The sequence below is a fragment of the Pseudomonas sp. DCB_BI genome, assembly GCF_026240995.1.
Taxonomy (GTDB): Bacteria; Pseudomonadota; Gammaproteobacteria; order Pseudomonadales; family Pseudomonadaceae; genus Aquipseudomonas.
Genome location: NZ_JAPFCG010000030.1, coordinates 1 through 18,162 on the forward strand (window position 1 = coordinate 1; position 18,162 = coordinate 18,162).

Below are 18,162 nucleotides of genomic sequence, written 5' to 3' on the forward strand. Positions count from 1 at the left end.
TGGCGATGAGCCCTTTGATACGGCCAAGCTGTTCAGCGCTGAGCACCTCAAAAAAGCTTGACCGCCAACAGAGTATCTACGTTTGTTTCGGGCCAGTAACGCCTGTGACAGGCGCGCGCGACCGCCTGGTTTGTACGACGCGATATCGCGCCATGCGCCAAGGCGTTCGCGCGCGAACCCCACAGGCATAATTGGCCCGAAACAAACGTAGGAGCGAGCGCAGCTCGCGATGCGCCGCGCGGGCGGCGCTCGATCTCACAGTCGCTGCATATAGTGCGTCATGCACTTCACCCGCAAAACCATACGACCTCTAGGCTATACTCCGGCGATTTTCCCGCTCGTTGTGAATTCCTGAGGGCTGAATGTGAAGAACTGGACCTTGCGCCAACGGATCCTGGCAAGTTTCGCCGTGATCATCGCTATCATGCTGTTGATGATCGTGGCCGCCTACTCGCGGTTGGTGGCCATCGAAACCGCCGAAGAGGCAGTGGGGACCGACAGCATTCCCGGGGTCTACTACAGCTCGATGATCCGCAGTGCCTGGGTCGACAGTTACGTCACCAGCCAGCAACTGGTTGGTCTCTCCAACCACCGGGAAATCACTTCGGCCGACATGGAGCTGTTCAAGAGCTTCGAGGACCGGCTGAAGCAACACATGGCCAGCTACCAGTCCACCATCCAGGACAATGATGACCAGGCCCGTTTCGACCAGTTCATTCAGCTGGAAGAAAACTATCTGAAGATCGTCAGCCAGGTGTTGGACGCCTACCGTCAGCACAACTACGACGAAGCGCAGCGGCTGATCTCCGAAGTGCTCACCCCGGCCTGGGTTGACGGTCGCAAGCACCTGAACGAGGTGATCGAGTACAACCGCACGGCCGCCGACGCTGCCACCAACGAAATCGTAAGCGCCGTGAGCACCGCCAAGGGCAGCATGGTGGTGTCGCTGCTGCTGGCAATCGTCGCTGCAGGTATCTGTGGGCTGCTGCTGATGCGCGCCATCACCGCGCCCATGCAGCGTATCGTGCATGCCCTCGACAAACTGCGCTCGGGCGACCTGAGCATGCGCCTGAGCCTGGACCGCAAGGACGAGTTTGGCGCTATCGAAAGCGGCTTCAACGAAATGGCCGAGGCCCTGGCCAACCTGGTGTCCCAGGCCCAGCGCTCGTCGGTGCAGGTGACCACGTCGGTGACCGAAATTGCCGCGACGTCCAAGCAGCAGCAGGCTACCGCCACCGAAACCGCCGCCACCACCACCGAAATCGGCGCCACATCGCGGGAAATCGCCGCGACTTCGCGAGACCTGGTGCGCACCATGACCGAAGTCACCTCGGCCGCTGACCAGGCGTCCAGCCTGGCCGGCTCTGGGCAACAGGGGCTCGCGCGCATGGAAGAAACCATGCACCAGGTGATGGGCGCGGCCGACCTGGTCAACGCCAAGCTCGGCATCCTCAACGAGAAGGCCAGCAATATCACGCAGATGGTGGTGACCATCGTCAAGGTCGCCGATCAGACCAACCTGCTGTCGCTCAACGCCGCCATCGAAGCGGAAAAGGCCGGCGAATACGGCCGTGGTTTTGCCGTGGTGGCCACTGAAGTGCGCCGCCTGGCCGACCAGACCGCCGTGGCCACCTACGACATCGAGCAGATGGTGCGCGAGATCCAGTCGGCGGTGTCGGCCGGGGTCATGGGTATGGACAAGTTCTCTGAAGAGGTACGCCGTGGCATGTTCGAGGTGCAGCAGGTGGGCGAGCAACTGAGCCAGATCATCCACCAGGTGCAGGCCCTGGCGCCGCGCGTGCTGATGGTCAACGAAGGCATGCAGGCCCAGGCCACCGGTGCCGAGCAGATCAACCAGGCGCTGGCGCAGCTCAGCGATGCCAGCACCCAGACGGTGGAGTCGCTGCGCCAGGCCAGTTTTGCCATCGACGAGCTGAGCCAAGTGGCCGCAGGCCTGCGTGGCGGCGTGTCGCGCTTCAAAGTCTGACCACGATGAACGACATGCAACCGCACGCCACCCGGGCAGACAGTGCCAAGGGGGCGCTGTACCTGCAGTTTCGCATCAGGCAGCAGCGCTTTGCCCTGAGTGTGCACGAGGTGATCGAAGTGTTGCCGCGCCAGCCGCTCAAGCCGATTGCCCAGGCGCCGGCCTGGGTTGCCGGAATCCTGGCCCATCGTGGCCTGCTGGTACCGGTGATCGACCTTGCCGCGCTGAGCTTTGGCCTGCCGGCGGTGCAGCGCACCAGCACCCGTCTGGTGCTGGTGCACTACCGTGGTGGCCAGCAGCTTGGCCTGATCCTGGAGCAGGCCACCGAAACCCTGCGTTGCCACCCCGACGAGTTCCAGCCCTATGGCGTGGACACGGGCGAGGCGCCGTATCTGGGCCCGGTGCGGCAGGATGCCCAAGGCATGGTGCAGCGCATCGAGGTCAATGACTTGCTGCCCGACGCCGTGCACGATTTGCTGTACACGCAAGCCCCGACAGGGATGCCGACATGATCGAACAGCGTTTCTTCCGTTTCTTGCGCGAGCGTATAGGCCTGGACGTGGAGTCGGTGGGCGCGCCAATGGTGGAGCGTGCACTGCGCCAGCGTAGCGTGGCCGTGGGCGCCACCGATCTGGACGACTATTGGTTGCGCCTGCAGCAGTCCAACGACGAGCAACAGGCGCTGATCGAGGCAGTGATCGTCCCGGAAACCTGGTTTTTCCGTTACCCCGAATCCTTTGGTGCCCTGGCCAGCCTGGCGCACAAACGCCTGGCCGAACTGGCCGGGGCGCGCCCGTTGCGCCTGCTCAGCCTGCCGTGCTCGACCGGTGAGGAACCCTATTCACTGGCCATGGCCCTGCTCGACGCAGGCATGGCACCCGGTGCGTTTCTGATCGATGGCATGGACATCAGCCCCAGTTCGGTGGCCAAGGCCGGGCAGGCGGTGTACGGGCGTAATGCCTTCCGTGGCCGCGACCTGGGGTTTCGCGAGCGCTACTTCGAAGCCCTCGACGACGGCCACCGCCTGCATGAGCGGGTGCAGCAGCAAGTCAGCCTGCAAGTGGGCAATGTGCTCGACCCGGGCCTGGCCAGCCGTGATGGCCTGTACGATTTCGTGTTCTGCCGCAACCTGTTGATCTATTTCGACGTGCCAACCCAGCAACGTGTGTTCGAAGTGCTCAAGCGCCTACTCCACCCGCAGGGCGTGCTGTTTATCGGCCCGGCCGAAGGCAGCTTGCTGTCACGCCTGGGCATGCGCCCGCTGGGGATCGCTCAGGCGTTTGCCTATGTGCGTCATGAAGGCGCCAGCAGCCCTGTGCCAGCGCCGCCTGCGCCACCCGCCAGGCGCCCCGTGATGGCACCGGCCACACCGGTTTATCCGCCGGTCAGCTCGCCATTGCCGCGCCCGCTGCGTGTGTTGCCGGTGGCGGCCAAGCCAGTGTCGCCCCGTGAACACAACCATGAGGGCGCCAGCGAGTTGCTGGCCAGCATTGCCCGGCTGGCCAACGCCGGCGCCAGTGAGCAGGCCCGTGCGGAATGCCAGCGCTACCTGAGTAAGCACGCCCCTTCGGCGCAGGTCTACTACTGGCTGGGTTTGCTCAGTGATACCGAAGGCGATGCGCAGCAGGCGCTAACCCACTATCGCAAGGCCCTGTACCTGGAACCACAGCACCCCGAGGCGTTGGTGCATCTGGCAGCCCTGTTGGCGGCGCAGGGCGACCTGGTCGGTGCCCGGCGTCTGCAGGAACGGGCGGCGCGGGCTGGCCGGGAGTCTGAACGATGAGCGGTGAATCGGCGATGCAACTGCTGGCTGAGCATGACGCGCCTATCGACGACTGCTGGAACCGTATTGGCGTGCACGGCGACAAGCAGTGCCCGCTGCTGGAACGGCATGTTCATTGCCGCAACTGCGAGGTCTATGCCGCTGCGGCCACGCGGCTGCTGGACCGCTATGCACTGACCCAGGACCATCAGGCTGCAGCAGCGCCGGTGGTCGAGGAAAACATCGGCCGTTCGATGCTGCTGTTCCGCTTGGGCGAAGAGTGGCTGGCGCTGGCTACCGCCTGCCTGGCCGAAATCGCCCCGTTGCAGGCCGTGCATTCGTTGCCACACCAGCGTTCGCGATTGTTGCAGGGGGTCGTCAACGTGCGTGGTGCGCTGGTGCCGTGCCTGTCGCTGGCTGATTTGCTGGGCGTGCAGGCTACTGCCGTCGAGCAGCGCAGCGGCCGGGCGATGCCACGCATGCTGATCCTGGCCGCCGAAGGTGGGCCAGTGGTCATGGCCGTCGAGGAAGTCGACGGCATCCACCGCCTCGATCCGCTGCTGTCGGGCAACGGCCAGGATGCCACGCGCTTCACCGCCGCCGTTCTGCAGTGGCGCGGCCGCAGCGTTCGGGTACTGGACGATCAACACTTAATGTCTGAAGTGCAGCGGAGCCTGTCATGACCCCAGAGCAAATGCGCGACGCATCGTTGCTCGAACTGTTCAGCCTGGAGGCCGAAGCGCAAACCCAGGTACTCAGCGCCGGCCTGATGGCACTGGAACGCAACCCTACCCAGGCTGACCAACTTGAGGCCTGCATGCGCGCGGCGCACTCGCTTAAGGGGGCGGCGCGCATCGTCGGGGTGGATGCCGGGGTCAGTGTCGCCCACGTCATGGAAGATTGCCTGGTGGCCGCTCAGGAGGGCCGCCTGCGGCTGACCGCCGAACATATCGACGCGCTGTTGCAGGGTACCGATCTGCTGATGCGCATCGCCACGCCCGGTGACGCCGCGGCGCAAGCGACCTTGCCGGTGTTCCTGGCACAAATGGCCAGCCTGCTCGACCCGGGGGCAGCGGCCATGCCCAGGGTGCCGCCGGTTTTGCCTGCCGTACTGGCAGAGCCGCCGCAGGCAAGCCGGCCGGCGGAACCGCTGGTGTTGCCAGTCGAGCCGCCGGAGCCTGAGGCAGAACCCGAACCGACGCTGCGGCGCAAGGCGGGCAAACGTGCGGGCGAGGGGGGCGAGCGGGTGCTGCGGGTCACCGCCGATCGCCTTAACAGCCTGCTCGACCTGTCCAGCAAGTCGTTGGTGGAAACCCAGCGGCTGAAGCCTTACCTGTCTACCCTGCAGCGCCTCAAGCGGATGCACGGCCAGGGCATGCAGGCGCTCGACGGCTTGCGCATGCAGCTGGAAGACAGCGGCCAGAGCAGCGAAGTGCTTGAAGCCTTGGCCCAGACTCAGCGCCTGCTGGCAGAAACCCAGCAGATCCTGCAGCAGCAGGCCGCCGACCTCGATGAATTCGGCTGGCAGGCCAGCCAGCGCGCGCAGTTGCTGTATGACACCGCCTTGGCCTGCCGGATGCGGCCTTTTGCCGACGTGCTGACCGGGCAGAGTCGCATGGTTCGTGACCTTGGCCGCTCGCTGGGCAAACCGGTGCGGCTGGTGGTGGAAGGGGACAAGACCCAGGTCGACCGCGATGTGCTGGAAAAGCTTGAAGCACCGTTGACCCACCTGTTGCGCAATGCTGTCGACCACGGCATCGAACTGCCGGAACGACGCCTGCTGGCGGGCAAACCGGATGAGGGGGTGATCCGCCTTCGTGCTTCGCATCAGGCTGGCATGCTCAGCCTTGAGCTGGTCGATGATGGCGCTGGCATAGACCTCGAGCGCCTGTGCAGCAGCATCGTCGAGCGCGCCTTGTCGCCTGCCGAGACCGTGGCGCGCATGAGCGAGGCGGAACTGCTGACGTTCCTGTTCCTGCCTGGCTTCAGCCTGCGTGACAAGGTCACCGAAGTGTCCGGGCGCGGCGTCGGGCTGGATGCCGTGCAGCACATGATTCGCGAGCTGCGCGGCTCGATCGAACTGACCCAGGTGGCCGGGCAGGGTTGCCGCTTCCATCTGCAGGTGCCGCTGACCCTGTCGGTGGTGCGCAGCCTGGTGGTCGAAGTGGGCGGTGAGGCCTACGCCTTCCCGTTGGCCCATATCGAGCGCACGCTGGAAGTGACTGCCGAGCAGGTCGTGCAGATCGAAGGGCGCCAGCACTTCTGGCACGAAGGCCGACATATCGGCTTGGTGGCGGCCAGCCAGTTGCTCAACCGCCCGGCCGGGCAAAGCGACCAAGCCAGCCTGCGGGTGGTGGTGATCCGTGAGCGCGAGCAGTTATACGGCGTGGCGGTGGAGCGGCTGGTGGGCGAACGGGTGCTGGTGGTGATGCCGCTCGACCCGCGGCTGGGCAAGGTGCAGGACATTTCTTCAGGGGCCTTGCTCGATGATGGCTCAGTGGTACTGATCGTCGATGTCGAGGACTTGCTGCGCTCGGTGGAAAAACTCCTCAGCACCGGCAGCCTGGAGCGCGTCGAGCGCGGCAACAGCGCCGCCCGCGGTTTGGCCCGCAAGCGCATTCTGGTGGTCGACGATTCGCTGACCGTGCGCGAACTGCAGCGCAAGCTGCTGAGCCACCGTGGCTACGATGTGGCCGTAGCGGTGGATGGCATGGACGGCTGGAACGCCTTGCGTAGCGAAGACTTCGACCTGCTGATCACTGACATCGACATGCCGCGCATGGACGGCATCGAGCTGGTCACGCTGGTGCGCCGCGACCAGCGCTTGCAATCGCTGCCAGTGATGGTGGTGTCCTACAAGGACCGTGAGGAAGATCGACGGCGTGGTCTGGATGCGGGGGCCGACTACTATTTGGCGAAAGCCAGCTTCCACGATGATGCGTTGCTGGATGCGGTAGTCGAACTGATCGGAGGTGCTCAAGGATGAAGATCGCCATCGTCAATGACATGCCCATGGCCGTCGAGGCGCTTCGCCGGGCGGTTGCCTTCGAGCCTGCACACCAGGTGGTGTGGGTGGCCAGCAATGGCCAGGAGGCGGTGCAGCGCTGCGCCGAGCAGCTTCCAGACCTGATCCTTATGGACCTGATCATGCCGGTGATGGACGGCGTCGAGGCGACCCGGCGGATCATGGCTGAAACCCCCTGTGCCATCGTCATTGTCACGGTCGACCGCAAGCAGAACGTGCACCGGGTCTTCGAGGCCATGGGCCATGGCGCGCTCGATGTGGTCGACACCCCGGCGCTGGGGGCGGGTGACGCCCGCGAAGCGGCAGCGCCACTGCTGCGCAAAATCCTCAATATCGGCTGGCTGGTCGGCCAGCAGCGGGTGCCGGCAGCACGGCCGGTGGCTGCGCCGCTGCGTGAGGCTTCGCAGCGCCGCGGGCTGGTGGCGATCGGTTCTTCGGCCGGTGGCCCAGCAGCCCTCGAAGTGTTGCTCAAGGGCCTGCCGGCGGCGTTTCCGGCGGCCATCGTGCTGGTCCAGCATGTCGACCAGGTATTTGCCGCGGGCATGGCCGAATGGCTCAGCAGCGCCGCCGGCCTGCCGGTGCGCCTGGCCTGTGAAGGCGAGCCGCCGCAGCCGGGCCAGGTATTGCTGGCCGGCACGAATCACCACATCCGTCTGCTACAGAACGGCCAACTGGCCTACACTGCCGAGCCTGTGAATGAAATCTACCGGCCCTCGATCGATGTGTTCTTCGAGAGTGTCGCGCGCTACTGGGGCGGTGATGCGGTGGGGGTCTTGCTCACCGGCATGGGCCGCGACGGTGCCCAAGGCCTGAAGCTGATGCGTCAGCGAGGCTTTCTGACCATTGCCCAGGACCAGGCCAGCAGCGCGGTGTATGGCATGCCCAAGGCGGCTGCAGCCATCGATGCTGCAGTTGAGATTCGCCCGCTGGAACGGATAGCCAGCCGCTTGATGGAAATTTTCGGAAAATGACGACAGGTATTGAATCACGCCGCCAAGCCGGTAGTGATCAGGTGAACAGGTATGAGTGATTTACCGATCGAAGGTTTCGCGACCACCAACGAGAACTCGGCGATGGTGCTGCTGGTCGACGATCAGGCCATGATCGGCGAGGCAGTGCGGCGCGGCCTGGCCAATGAAGACAACATCGATTTCCACTTCTGTGCCGACCCACACCAGGCCGTGGCCCAGGCCATGCGTATCAAGCCCACGGTCATTCTTCAAGACTTGATCATGCCTGGCCTGGACGGCTTGACCCTGGTGCGCGAGTACCGTAACAACCCGGCCACCCAGGACATCCCGATCATCGTTCTGTCGACCAAGGAAGACCCGCTGGTCAAGAGCGCGGCGTTTGCCGCGGGGGCAAATGATTACCTGGTCAAGTTGCCGGATACCATCGAGCTGGTGGCGCGAATTCGCTACCACTCACGGTCCTACCTGACGCTGCTGCAACGTGACGAAGCCTACCGTGCGCTGCGCGTCAGCCAGCAGCAGCTGCTTGATTCCAACCTGATGCTGCAGCGGCTGATGAACTCCGATGGCCTCACCGGGCTGTCCAACCGTCGCCACTTTGACGAGTACCTGGAACTGGAGTGGCGCCGGGCCATGCGTGAACAGCAGCAGTTGTCGCTGCTGATGATCGATGTCGATTATTTCAAGGCCTACAACGACAGCTTTGGCCACTTGGCGGGCGACGAGGCCCTGCGCCAGGTCGCCGAGGCCATTCGTGGCTCTTGCTCGCGCCCAACCGACCTGCCGGCGCGCTACGGTGGCGAAGAGTTCGCTCTGGTGCTACCCAACACCTCGCCAGGTGGGGCAAGGCTGGTCGCCGAGAAGCTTCGCCAGACCGTGCTGGGCCTGGGCATCCCGCATTCCGCACCGGTGGCTGACTCGTGCCTGACGGTGAGTATCGGCCTGGCGACCCAGACTCCGACCATCGGCAGCCATTGCCGGCAGCTGATTTCGGCGGCGGACAAGGGGCTGTATCTGGCCAAGAACAGCGGCCGGAACCAAGTGGGCGTTGCTTGAGGGTCGAACACCGCCAGCGCGTACTGTTCAGAATGTTGACGCGGATGGCTGGCGGTATCGATACCCCGGTTTTTATAACGCTCACTCCACGATTTCTATGTACCTTGTAGGGCCGTGAAAGATAACCATGTCGCCATTCTTGTAGACGAGCTGGTACGCGACCTTGCAGGGATAAATGGACTTGATCTTGAGCGTATCGTCATCGGCGTAGCAATCATAGGTGACCAATTCCTGGTCGACGCTATGTCCTATGCGGTTGATTGAGCTGGCGAAGATGAACTCCGTCCTGACTTGCTCCAGGCTTTCCTGGGACCCACCCTCGACGCCAGGGAAGAGAATATTCATCTCGAATTTGTATTTTGTAGGGGAGCCGCTTGGGTTGGTTATGGCTTTAAGGCTGAGCGAGCCGTTTCTTTCTTTCGGGATGGTCAGGGTGCCGAACTCGCCTTTAAGTCTCCATTCGGTATCTGTGGCTGATCTAGGGTAGATTTCGATGATTTTGGTGGTATTCATTTTGGCCTCGCTTGGGTGGGATTGCAGGTCGGTATTACGAGGTAAGAGTTGAATAGCTGCCGCTGATGCGTGCAACTGGCAGAAATGCCAGTTCCGACAGGGAGCGCGCATGCAAAACGCCTGAAATTCATCGGTCCAACTATTTCCAGTCAGCACATTTCTGGCGCTCGTCTGCGATTGTGATTTTCGCCGTGAACGGCATGCTCCAAACCTGTGGGGTTTCCCTGCCGGGCGGGCCTGCCGCCGCGCCTCCGACTGCGTTATACTCGCGGGCTTTTCACCGAATTCGCGCGAGTAGGCAACCCATGGAAATCCAACCGATTCTGAACACCATCAAGGACCTCACCGAACGTTCCCAGTCAATTCGGGGGTATCTTTGACTACGATCACAAGCATGACCGCCTGATCGAAGTCAACCGCGAGCTGGAAGACCCCAACGTCTGGAACAAGCCCGAGTACGCCCAGGCACTGGGTCGCGAGCGCGCCATGCTGGCCCAGGTCGTCGAGACCCTCGACAAGCTGTCCAACGGCCTGGGCGACTGCCAGGACCTGCTCGACATGGCTGTCGAGGAAAATGACGAAAGCGCCGTCGGCGACGTCGTGACCGAGCTGGAAGGCCTGGAAGAAAACCTGGCCCAGCTTGAGTTCCGTCGCATGTTCAGCGGCGAGATGGACATGAACAACGCCTACCTGGATATCCAGGCCGGCTCCGGTGGTACCGAGGCACAGGACTGGGCCAACATCCTGCTGCGCATGTACCTGCGCTGGGCCGACAAGCGTGGTTTCGACGCCACCATCATCGAGCTTTCCGAAGGCGAAGTGGCGGGTATCAAAGGTGCCACCGTGCACATCAAGGGTGAATACGCCTTTGGCTGGCTGCGCACCGAAATCGGCGTGCACCGCCTGGTGCGCAAAAGCCCGTTCGACTCCGGCGCCCGCCGCCACACGTCGTTCTCGGCCGTGTTCGTCTCGCCCGAGATCGACGACAAGGTCGAAATCGAGATCAACCCGTCCGACCTGCGCATCGACACCTACCGTTCCTCCGGTGCCGGTGGCCAGCACGTGAACACCACCGACTCGGCAGTACGTATCACTCACGTACCGACCAATACCGTGGTGGCTTGCCAGAACGAACGTTCTCAGCACGCCAACAAGGACACCGCCATGAAAATGTTGCGGGCCAAGTTGTACGAGCTGGAGATGCAGAAGCGCAACGCCGCTTCGCAGGCGCTGGAAGACAGCAAGTCGGACATCGGCTGGGGCCACCAGATTCGCTCCTACGTGCTGGATGACTCGCGCATCAAGGACCTGCGTACCGGCGTCGAACGCAGCGACTGCCAGAAGGTCCTCGATGGCGACCTTGACCAGTACCTGGAAGCGAGCCTCAAGCAGGGCCTGTAAGCCGCACACCCATGCCGCGCTACCTGGCCAGCCGCCGGTAGCGCGTGCCCTGCCCGGAACGGGCAACGAATACCTGATGGAAAGAATGACGACATGAGCGACCTGAAGACCGAATCGCAAGACCTGCAACAGGAAGAAAACGCCCTGATCGCCCTGCGCAAGGAAAAACTTGCCGCCGAGCGTGCCAAGGGCAATGCCTTCCCCAACGACTTCCGTCGCGACAGCTACTGCAACGACCTGCAGAAGCAATACGCGGACAAGACCAAGGAAGAGCTGGAAGCAGCCGCGATCCCGGTCAAGGTAGCCGGCCGCATCATGCTCAACCGTGGCTCGTTCATGGTTATCCAGGACATGACTGGCCGTATTCAGGTCTACGTCAACCGCAAGACCCTGCCGGAAGAAACCCTGGCTGCGGTCAAGACCTGGGACCTGGGCGACATCATCAGCGCTGAAGGCACCCTGGCCCGCTCCGGCAAGGGCGACCTGTACGTTGAAATGACCAACGTACGCCTGCTGACCAAGTCGCTGCGCCCGCTGCCCGACAAGCACCACGGCCTGACCGACACCGAGCAGCGCTACCGCCAGCGTTACGTCGACCTGATGGTCAACGAAGAAACCCGCCACACCTTCCGTGTGCGTTCCCAGGTGATCTCGCACATTCGCAAGTTCCTCATCGAGCGCGACTTCCTTGAAGTCGAAACGCCGATGCTGCAGACCATCCCGGGCGGTGCGGCAGCCAAGCCGTTCGAAACCCACCACAACGCCCTGGACATGGCCATGTTCCTGCGTATCGCGCCGGAGCTGTACCTCAAGCGCCTGGTCGTGGGTGGCTTCGAAAAAGTGTTCGAGATCAACCGTAACTTCCGCAACGAAGGCGTTTCGACTCGTCACAACCCTGAATTCACCATGCTTGAGTTCTACCAGGCCTACGCCGACTACCGCGACAACATGGACCTCACCGAGGAACTGTTCCGCGAGCTGGCCCAGCTTGTACTGGGGTCTACCGACGTGCCGTACGGCGACAAGGTCTTCCACTTCGGCGAACCGTTCGTACGCCTCTCGGTGTTCGACTCGATCCTGAAGTACAACCCGGAGCTGACCGCTGCCGATCTGCAAGATGTCGATCGCGCCCGCGACATCGCCAAAAAGGCCGGTGCCAAGGTGCTGGGCCACGAAGGCCTGGGCAAGCTGCAGGTCATGATTTTCGAAGAGCTGGTCGAGCACAAACTGGAGCAGCCGCACTTCATCACCGAGTACCCGTTCGAAGTGTCGCCGCTGGCCCGTCGCAACGATGACAACCCGGCTGTTACCGACCGTTTCGAGCTTTTCATCGGTGGCCGCGAAATCGCCAACGCCTACTCCGAGCTCAACGATGCCGAAGACCAGGCCGAGCGCTTCCTGGCCCAGGTGGCAGAGAAGGACGCGGGTGACGACGAAGCCATGCACTACGACGCCGACTTCGTTCGTGCGCTGGAGTACGGCATGCCGCCGACCGCCGGTGAAGGGATCGGCATCGACCGCCTGGTGATGCTGCTGACCAACTCGCCGTCGATCCGCGACGTGATTCTGTTCCCGCACATGCGTCCGCAGGGCTGAAGACATTGAACGAGCCGCCTTTCGAGGCGGCTTTTTCTTGCCCTAAGCTTTATGTTGCCTGTACCGGCCTCTTCCCGAGCACGCCCACTCCCACACCTGAATGTTGCGGGGTCCCTGTGGGGGCGTGCGTGCCTGCGAAGAAGCCGGCACTGATGAAACACTGCCCATGAGGTATCCCCCGTGACACCCGCCATGCCTGACCAAGGCGCCGCCGGCATCGCCACCGCCGTCGCCGAAAGCGTGCAATACCAAGGCCGCAAGACTGCCCGCCAAGGCAGCGAACAGCGTCGCCAGCTGATTCTCGACGCCGCCATGCGAATTGTCGTGCGCGATGGCGTGCGCGGTGTGCGCCACCGTGCGGTGGCCGCCGAGGCCGGTGTGCCATTGTCAGCCACCACCTACTACTTCAAGGACATCGAAGACCTGCTCACCGACACCTTCGCCCAGTACGTCGAGCGCAGTGCTGCCTACATGGCCAAGCTGTGGGCCAATACCGAGGTGGTGTTGCGCCAACTGCTCGCACAGGGTGATGGCAGCCGGCAGGCGCGTGCGCGGCTGGCGGACGAAGTGGCGCGGATGACCGCCGACTACGTTCAGCGCCAGTTGCTCAACCGCCGTGATTTCCTCATGGCCGAGCAGGCCTTCCGCCAGGAGGCACTGCTGTGCCCGCGCCTGGCCGAGCTGGTGTGCGCCCATGAGCAGATCCTGCTGCACGGCACACGGCAATTGCTGCAGGTGGTGGGCTCGCGGCAACCGGAACAGGACGCCCAAATGTTGACGGCGATTATCGAGCAGATGGAATATCAGGGCCTGCTCAAGGATGCCAGTGCGCAAGCCGATGGGCAGATGCTCGCTATGCTTACCCGATACCTGCAACTGGTGCTGGCATCGGCTTGAGCGAGACCGACTTTTCTAGGAGAACCTGATGAAAGCCTGGCGTGTGGTGTCGTTGACTTTGTCATTCCTGCTGCTGGGCGGTTGTCTGGTGACCTTCCATGAGCCCTTGCCGAGCAACCAGGCGGCGCCCAAGGCCTTGCTTGGCAAGTGGAGCAGCAAGGATGCCTGGGGCGAGCCGCTGAAACTTACCATCAGCCGCAGTGGCGGCGATGCCTACAAGGCGGTCGCCACGGCCAAGGGCAAGGCCCCTGAAGAATACGTGTTCACCGTGTCGCGCCACGGCAACCGCTGGTACCTGTCGGCCGGTGTGCCAAAACGCTTGGGCGGCAATTTCCTGATTGGCGGCTTCGATATCGTCGATGGCAAGGAACTGGTGGTGTACAACCTGGATGTCGAGCAGGTACAGCAGGCAGTGGACAAGAAGGAACTGAACGGGCGCAGCACCGAGGTGCCGGAAGACAACGGCGACGGCGTGCTGATCGACAGCCCGGCGGCGCGGGTACTGGCCTACCTGGACGACCCGGCCAACTCCGACCTGTTCGTCGAAGTAGCGCGGTTCCAGCGCTCCGGCAAATGACCGTGCTGGCGGCTTCGCGGGCAAGCACAGGTTTCGTGTACTAGAAAGGAGTCCCCGGTGGACGAATACCAGCAAACCATCCGTGCCCTGTCCGACCGCATCGTTGCGGCACAGACCCCGATCCGGGTGCTGGACGCGGTGAAGTGGGACGACAACATCCGCCAGGGCTTTCTCAATGCCAAGGGCAAGGAGCCGCCTGCCGTCGATCGCGACTACTACCAGTCGCGTCCACTGTCGTTCGACTCCAGTGCGGTGAAGGCCGAGTTTCAAGGCATCGAGCGCGATATCATCCGCCAGCTCGGCCAGTTCAACCCGGTCGGGCAGATCATGAAGCGCATGTGCCGCGAATACCGCATGGTGGTGCGCATGCTCGAAGCGCGCGGCACCGAAGACTTCGGCCTGATCTCTCAGGAACTGTATGGCGCTGCCTCCGATGCCTTCCATGCCGGTGACCCGACCCTGGCCGACCTCGGCCTGATGTTGTCGGACTATCTGAACAACATCGATGGCCGTGGCGACCTCAAGGATGAGCCCAAGAACCTTACCGCCAAGGAGGCCGTGGACATCCTTCAGCGGCGCCTGAACAAGGTGTTCGGCGAAGCCGAGGGGACCATTCGCGTATTCGAGTCCGATGGCATCGTCGCCGACGCTGCGGCCGGGGCCGACTACATCAAGGTGCGTGCCGACGCCATGTTCAACGCCCGCGACGTGCGCGCCCTGGAGGTGCACGAAGGGTTGGTGCACGTTGGCACCACACTCAACGGCCTGAACCAGCCGATCTGTACCTTCCTGGCCAAGGGCCCGCCCTCGTCGACGGTGACCCAGGAAGGCCTGGCGATCCTCATGGAGGTGATTGCCTTTGCCTCCTACCCCAGCCGCCTGCGCAAGCTCACCAACCGCACCCGTGCCATCCATATGGTCGAGGAGGGCGCAGACTTCATGCAGGTCTACGGCTTTTTCCGCGAGCAGGGCTTTGAAATGGCCCAGAGCTACAGCAACGCCAGCCGGGTGTTCCGCGGTTCGGTGCCCAACGGGCTGCCATTCACCAAGGACTTGTCCTACCTCAAGGGCTTCATCATGGTTTACAACTACATTCAGTTGGCCGTGAAGAAGGGCAAGCTGGAGCAGATCCCGTTGCTGTTCTGTGGCAAAACCACGCTGGAAGACATGCGCACCCTGCGCCAACTGGTCGAGGAAGGGCTGGTCGAGCCGCCCAAGTACCTGCCCGAGCAGTTCCGCGACCTCAACGCGCTGTCGGCCTGGATGTGCTTCTCCAACTTCCTCAACCACCTGAGCCTGGATCGCATTGAAGCCGACTACGCGAACATTCTCTGAGTACTGCCGTCTGCTGGCCGTGAGCCTGGTGCTGCTGGGGCTGGGCGGCTGCAGCAGCCTGTTGTTCTACCCCGAGCCTGGCCAAGCTTTCACTCCCGAGCGGGCCCGGCTGGAATACCGTGATCTGACCCTGACCACTGCAGATGGCGTTCGCTTGCATGGCTGGTGGCTGCCGGCCAAGGCGGGGGTCGAGGTCAAGGGCACGGTGCTGCACCTGCACGGCAACGGCGGCAACCTCCCCGGGCACCTGGGCGGCAGCTACTGGCTGCCGGAGCAGGGCTACCAGGTGTTGATGATCGATTATCGCGGCTATGGCTTGTCCGAGGGGCAGCCGAGCCTGCCGGACGTCTACGAGGACATCGCCACGGCCATCGCCTGGCTCGACCGGGCTCCCGAGGTCAAGGGTAAGCCGCTGGTGCTGCTGGGGCAGAGCCTGGGCGGCGCCATGGCCATTCATTACCTGGCTGCCCATCCCGAGCAGCGCCAGCGCTTCAGTGCGCTGGTGTTCGATGGCGTGCCGGCCAGCTACCGGGCGGTGGGGCGTTATGCGCTCAGCACCTCGTGGATGACCTGGCCGTTGCAGGTGCCGCTGTCGTGGCTGGTGCCGGACGGTGACAGCGCGATCCGCTCGATCGAGAAACTGAGCAGTCCGCCCAAGCTGTTTTTCCACAGCATCGACGACAACCTGGTGCCGCTGGACAATGGCATCCGCCTGTACCAGCACGCGCCGCCGCCGCGGGTGCTGCAACTGACCCGGGGCGGCCACGTGCAGACCTTCGCCGACCCTACGTGGCGCCAGGTGATGCTGCGTTTCCTCGACGACCCCAGCCATTTCAACGGCCTGCGGCGGCTTGCCGAAGTGCCCAATTTCCCAGACGAGAAGAACAAGCAATGAGTGAAGAACGCAACGCCATCCCGCTGATTCTGACCGGGGTTGGCAGCATCATCGTGACGGTGGGGGCCTTGTGGTACTACGGTTACCTGCATTTTGCCAAGCCCGAGGATGCCCTGTTGCTGCAGGATTTCACCATGCTCAAGACGATCCCGGGCGAGGATTACAAGGTCTCGCTCGACCCCGCGCCGCAGGTGGCTCAGTGTATGGATGGCGTGCTGGTGCTGTTCGACACCCAGCAAAAGGGCCTGACCGGCGTGCTGGTGGACAACCGCAAGCGTGCAGTGCGTTGCATGGGCGAGGAAACACCGCAGCGGGTGCAGTGAGTGTTTGGCTGTGTTCGGCGCAGCATTTTTGGCGCCCTCGAGATCGAGCGCCGCCCGCGCGGCGCATCGCGAGCTGCGCTCGCTCCTACATTTGTTTCGGGCCAGTCACGCCTGTGACAGGCGCGCGCGACCGCCTTGTTTTACGACGCGATATCGCGCCATGCGCCAAGGCGTTCGCGCGCAAATCCCCCAGGAATCACTGGCCCGAAACAAGCGTAGGAGCGAGCGCAGCTCGCGATGCGCCGCGCGGGCGGCGCTCGATCTCACAGGCGCCAAAACATTATCGGCGGACAAAGAAAAGCCCCGCGTCGATTGCGGGGCTTCTCATATCAGCTAGCCAGCCTTACTGCTGAACCTGGCTCACCGAGCGTGGTGCCACTGGCTGGTTGTCGTTGGAGATGGTCACCTCCACGCGACGGTTCTGCGCACGGCCCGAGTTGCTGCCGTTGTCAGCCACCGGGTATTCCTTGCCGTAGCCTTGGGACACGACGCGCGCAGGGTCTACGCCGGCACGTACCAGCGCCATGCGCACGCTGTTGGCGCGGCGTTCGGACAGGGTCTGGTTGTAGTTGGCCGAGCCGACGCTGTCGGTGTAGCCCTCGACGATCACCTTGCGCTCCGGGTTTTCCTGGAGGAACTGCGCCAGCTTGGTGATGTTCGGGTAGGCGTTGCTCTTGAGTTCGGCCTTGTTGAAGTCGAACAGCACGTCACCGAAGGTCACCAGCGTACCGCGGTCGGTCTGCTTGGCGTTGAGGCTGTCCTGCAGCTTGGCGATCTGGGCATCGCGGGCGTCCAGCTTGGCTTTGGCACGTTCAGCCGAGGCGTTTTTCAGCTCACCTTCGGCGGTGCGCAGGGCGATGGTCTGCTTGGCCACTTCGACGCGCTGGTTGGTCAGGTAGGCGAGTTGGTCGACTTTCTTCTCGTCTTCACGGTCCATGTAGGCCTTGTCGGCCTTGTTCAGCCAGTCCTGGGCGTCCTTGGTTTCCAGTGCAGCCACTTTGCTCGCTTGCGGGTCGCTCTGCAGCGAGGAGAAATTGGTGCGGGCCGCTTCCAGATTGGCATTAGGGTCGTGCGAGCAGGCAGCAAGACCTACGCTCAGGGCCAGCAGGGCGGGAATCATGACGTGTTTGCGCATAGTGTTCATCCTTTGATCGTGTGCGAAGGCTAAGGTTGGCGGGGCAGGGCTCACTGAGCGCTGCGCAGGCCTTCCTCACGTACGTCCTGAACGCCCTGACGGGCATCCTGCACGGCCTTCTGGGCTTTGGCTGCCTGGGCTTTGCGTTCGGCGAGGCGGGCATCCCACTCGGCCTGTTGGGCCAGGCGCTTGGCCTCGTCGTACTTTTTGTCGTGCATGGCAATTTCGGCCTGCTTGAACTTGTCCTGCGCCGCTTTCATTTCAACAGCGGCAAATTCGGTGCCGCCAGCGCTGACAGCGGAGTTCACGGCGGACTGGGTAACCGCATACTGCTCGGTCGGCGGGTTGCCCGCACAGCCGGCCAGGACCAGGCTACTGCCCAGCGCCAGCGCGGCCAGCTTGAACCCGCGCACGTGAGTGGATGACGGTTTGAAAGTGCGGGTTTTCATGTTGGTCAGCTCCATTGGATCACTCCTGATAACGACGATGTCCGTAGCAGTCCATCGCTCATTCCCTGACAATTTCCGTGCGCTTCAGCTGATCGGTGCACAAGTGCAGGTGTGCAGGGTTTTAGCGTGATGGCTATTGGCTCCGACTGGAGTGTTTTTCCAATAGTTCAGAAAAAAGTCGTGTAATCGGATAACTATTTCTGACTGATCAGTCAGCGGAGGGGGTGCGGAACTTTAGCA

16 protein-coding genes and 1 pseudogene are annotated in these 18,162 nt (G+C 63.0%); 14 read left to right on the forward strand and 3 right to left on the reverse strand.

Annotation, left to right across the window (positions count from 1 at the left end):
• Window positions 1-364 precede the first annotated feature (364 nt).
• The 7 genes and pseudogenes from OO258_RS25090 to OO258_RS25120 all read left to right on the forward strand — a co-directional run.
• Window positions 365-1,987 (forward strand): methyl-accepting chemotaxis protein, encoded by a 1,623-nt coding sequence (locus OO258_RS25090; protein ID WP_266034005.1) that lies wholly within the window; start codon window positions 365-367, stop codon window positions 1,985-1,987.
• Window positions 1,988-1,992: 5 nt separating this feature from the next.
• On the forward strand, window positions 1,993-2,499 hold the full coding sequence (locus tag OO258_RS25095; RefSeq protein WP_266034008.1) for a chemotaxis protein CheW: 507 nt from the start codon (window positions 1,993-1,995) through the stop codon (window positions 2,497-2,499).
• Window positions 2,496-3,770, forward strand: coding sequence for a CheR family methyltransferase (locus OO258_RS25100; protein ID WP_266034010.1), 1,275 nt, complete (start codon window positions 2,496-2,498; stop codon window positions 3,768-3,770). Before OO258_RS25095 ends, OO258_RS25100 begins: the two co-directional genes overlap by 4 nt.
• Window positions 3,767-4,432, forward strand: coding sequence for a chemotaxis protein CheW (locus tag OO258_RS25105; RefSeq protein WP_266034013.1), 666 nt, complete (start codon window positions 3,767-3,769; stop codon window positions 4,430-4,432). Before OO258_RS25100 ends, OO258_RS25105 begins: the two co-directional genes overlap by 4 nt.
• Window positions 4,429-6,735: a hybrid sensor histidine kinase/response regulator gene (locus OO258_RS25110; RefSeq protein ID WP_266034016.1), complete on the forward strand. Its 2,307-nt coding sequence runs from the start codon at window positions 4,429-4,431 to the stop codon at window positions 6,733-6,735. The genes OO258_RS25105 and OO258_RS25110 overlap by 4 nt, the downstream gene beginning before the upstream one ends.
• Window positions 6,732-7,745 (forward strand): Wsp signal transduction system protein-glutamate methylesterase WspF, encoded by a 1,014-nt coding sequence (wspF, locus tag OO258_RS25115; RefSeq protein ID WP_110748259.1) that lies wholly within the window; start codon window positions 6,732-6,734, stop codon window positions 7,743-7,745. Before OO258_RS25110 ends, wspF begins: the two co-directional genes overlap by 4 nt.
• A gap of 51 nt (window positions 7,746-7,796) precedes the next feature.
• Window positions 7,797-8,820 (forward strand): annotated as a pseudogene (locus OO258_RS25120) (diguanylate cyclase); the annotation flags it as partial.
• Between the two features lie 62 nt (window positions 8,821-8,882).
• On the opposite strand, the gene OO258_RS25125 reads toward OO258_RS25120, so the two are convergent.
• On the reverse strand, window positions 8,883-9,314 hold the full coding sequence (locus OO258_RS25125; protein WP_266034019.1) for a hypothetical protein: 432 nt from the start codon (window positions 9,312-9,314) through the stop codon (window positions 8,883-8,885).
• A 305-nt stretch (window positions 9,315-9,619) separates the two neighbouring features.
• Here OO258_RS25125 and prfB point away from each other — a divergent pair.
• The 7 genes from prfB (at window position 9,620) to OO258_RS25160 (ending at window position 16,338) form a co-directional block, all read left to right on the forward strand.
• Window positions 9,620-10,715, forward strand: a protein-coding gene (prfB, locus tag OO258_RS25130; RefSeq protein WP_110748267.1) for a peptide chain release factor 2 whose coding sequence is annotated in 2 segments (ribosomal slippage) — window positions 9,620-9,691 and window positions 9,693-10,715 — 1,095 coding nt in all. Because the reading frame shifts where the segments join, the coding sequence is not laid out codon by codon here.
• Window positions 10,716-10,808: 93 nt separating this feature from the next.
• Window positions 10,809-12,311 carry a lysine--tRNA ligase gene (gene lysS, locus OO258_RS25135; protein WP_110748270.1) on the forward strand — a complete coding sequence of 501 codons (1,503 nt, stop codon included), beginning with the start codon at window positions 10,809-10,811 and terminating at the stop codon, window positions 12,309-12,311.
• Window positions 12,312-12,503: 192 nt separating this feature from the next.
• Window positions 12,504-13,208, forward strand: a complete 705-nt coding sequence (locus tag OO258_RS25140; RefSeq protein ID WP_266034026.1) for a TetR/AcrR family transcriptional regulator — start codon at window positions 12,504-12,506, stop codon at window positions 13,206-13,208.
• 28 nt (window positions 13,209-13,236) lie between these two features.
• Entirely contained in the window at window positions 13,237-13,785 is a 549-nt protein-coding gene (locus OO258_RS25145; protein WP_266034029.1) for a hypothetical protein, read from the forward strand.
• 57 nt (window positions 13,786-13,842) lie between these two features.
• The gene (locus tag OO258_RS25150; RefSeq protein ID WP_110748279.1) at window positions 13,843-15,120 is read left to right on the forward strand and encodes a flavohemoglobin expression-modulating QEGLA motif protein; all 1,278 of its coding nucleotides are present in this window, start codon (window positions 13,843-13,845) and stop codon (window positions 15,118-15,120) included.
• The gene (locus tag OO258_RS25155) at window positions 15,092-16,015 is read left to right on the forward strand and encodes an alpha/beta hydrolase (RefSeq protein ID WP_266034032.1); all 924 of its coding nucleotides are present in this window, start codon (window positions 15,092-15,094) and stop codon (window positions 16,013-16,015) included. Before OO258_RS25150 ends, OO258_RS25155 begins: the two co-directional genes overlap by 29 nt.
• Complete coding sequence (locus OO258_RS25160; RefSeq protein ID WP_110748285.1) at window positions 16,012-16,338, forward strand: hypothetical protein; 327 nt, start codon at window positions 16,012-16,014, stop codon at window positions 16,336-16,338. The genes OO258_RS25155 and OO258_RS25160 overlap by 4 nt, the downstream gene beginning before the upstream one ends.
• Window positions 16,339-16,681: 343 nt before the next feature.
• On the opposite strand, the gene OO258_RS25165 is transcribed toward OO258_RS25160, so the two are convergent.
• Together OO258_RS25165 and OO258_RS25170 are read right to left on the reverse strand one after the other, a co-directional pair.
• Window positions 16,682-17,473 (reverse strand): OmpA family protein, encoded by a 792-nt coding sequence (locus OO258_RS25165; RefSeq protein ID WP_110747080.1) that lies wholly within the window; start codon window positions 17,471-17,473, stop codon window positions 16,682-16,684.
• A 50-nt stretch (window positions 17,474-17,523) separates the two neighbouring features.
• Window positions 17,524-17,937, reverse strand: a complete 414-nt coding sequence (locus tag OO258_RS25170; protein ID WP_110747078.1) for a DUF4398 domain-containing protein — start codon at window positions 17,935-17,937, stop codon at window positions 17,524-17,526.
• Window positions 17,938-18,162: the final 225 nt, after the last annotated feature.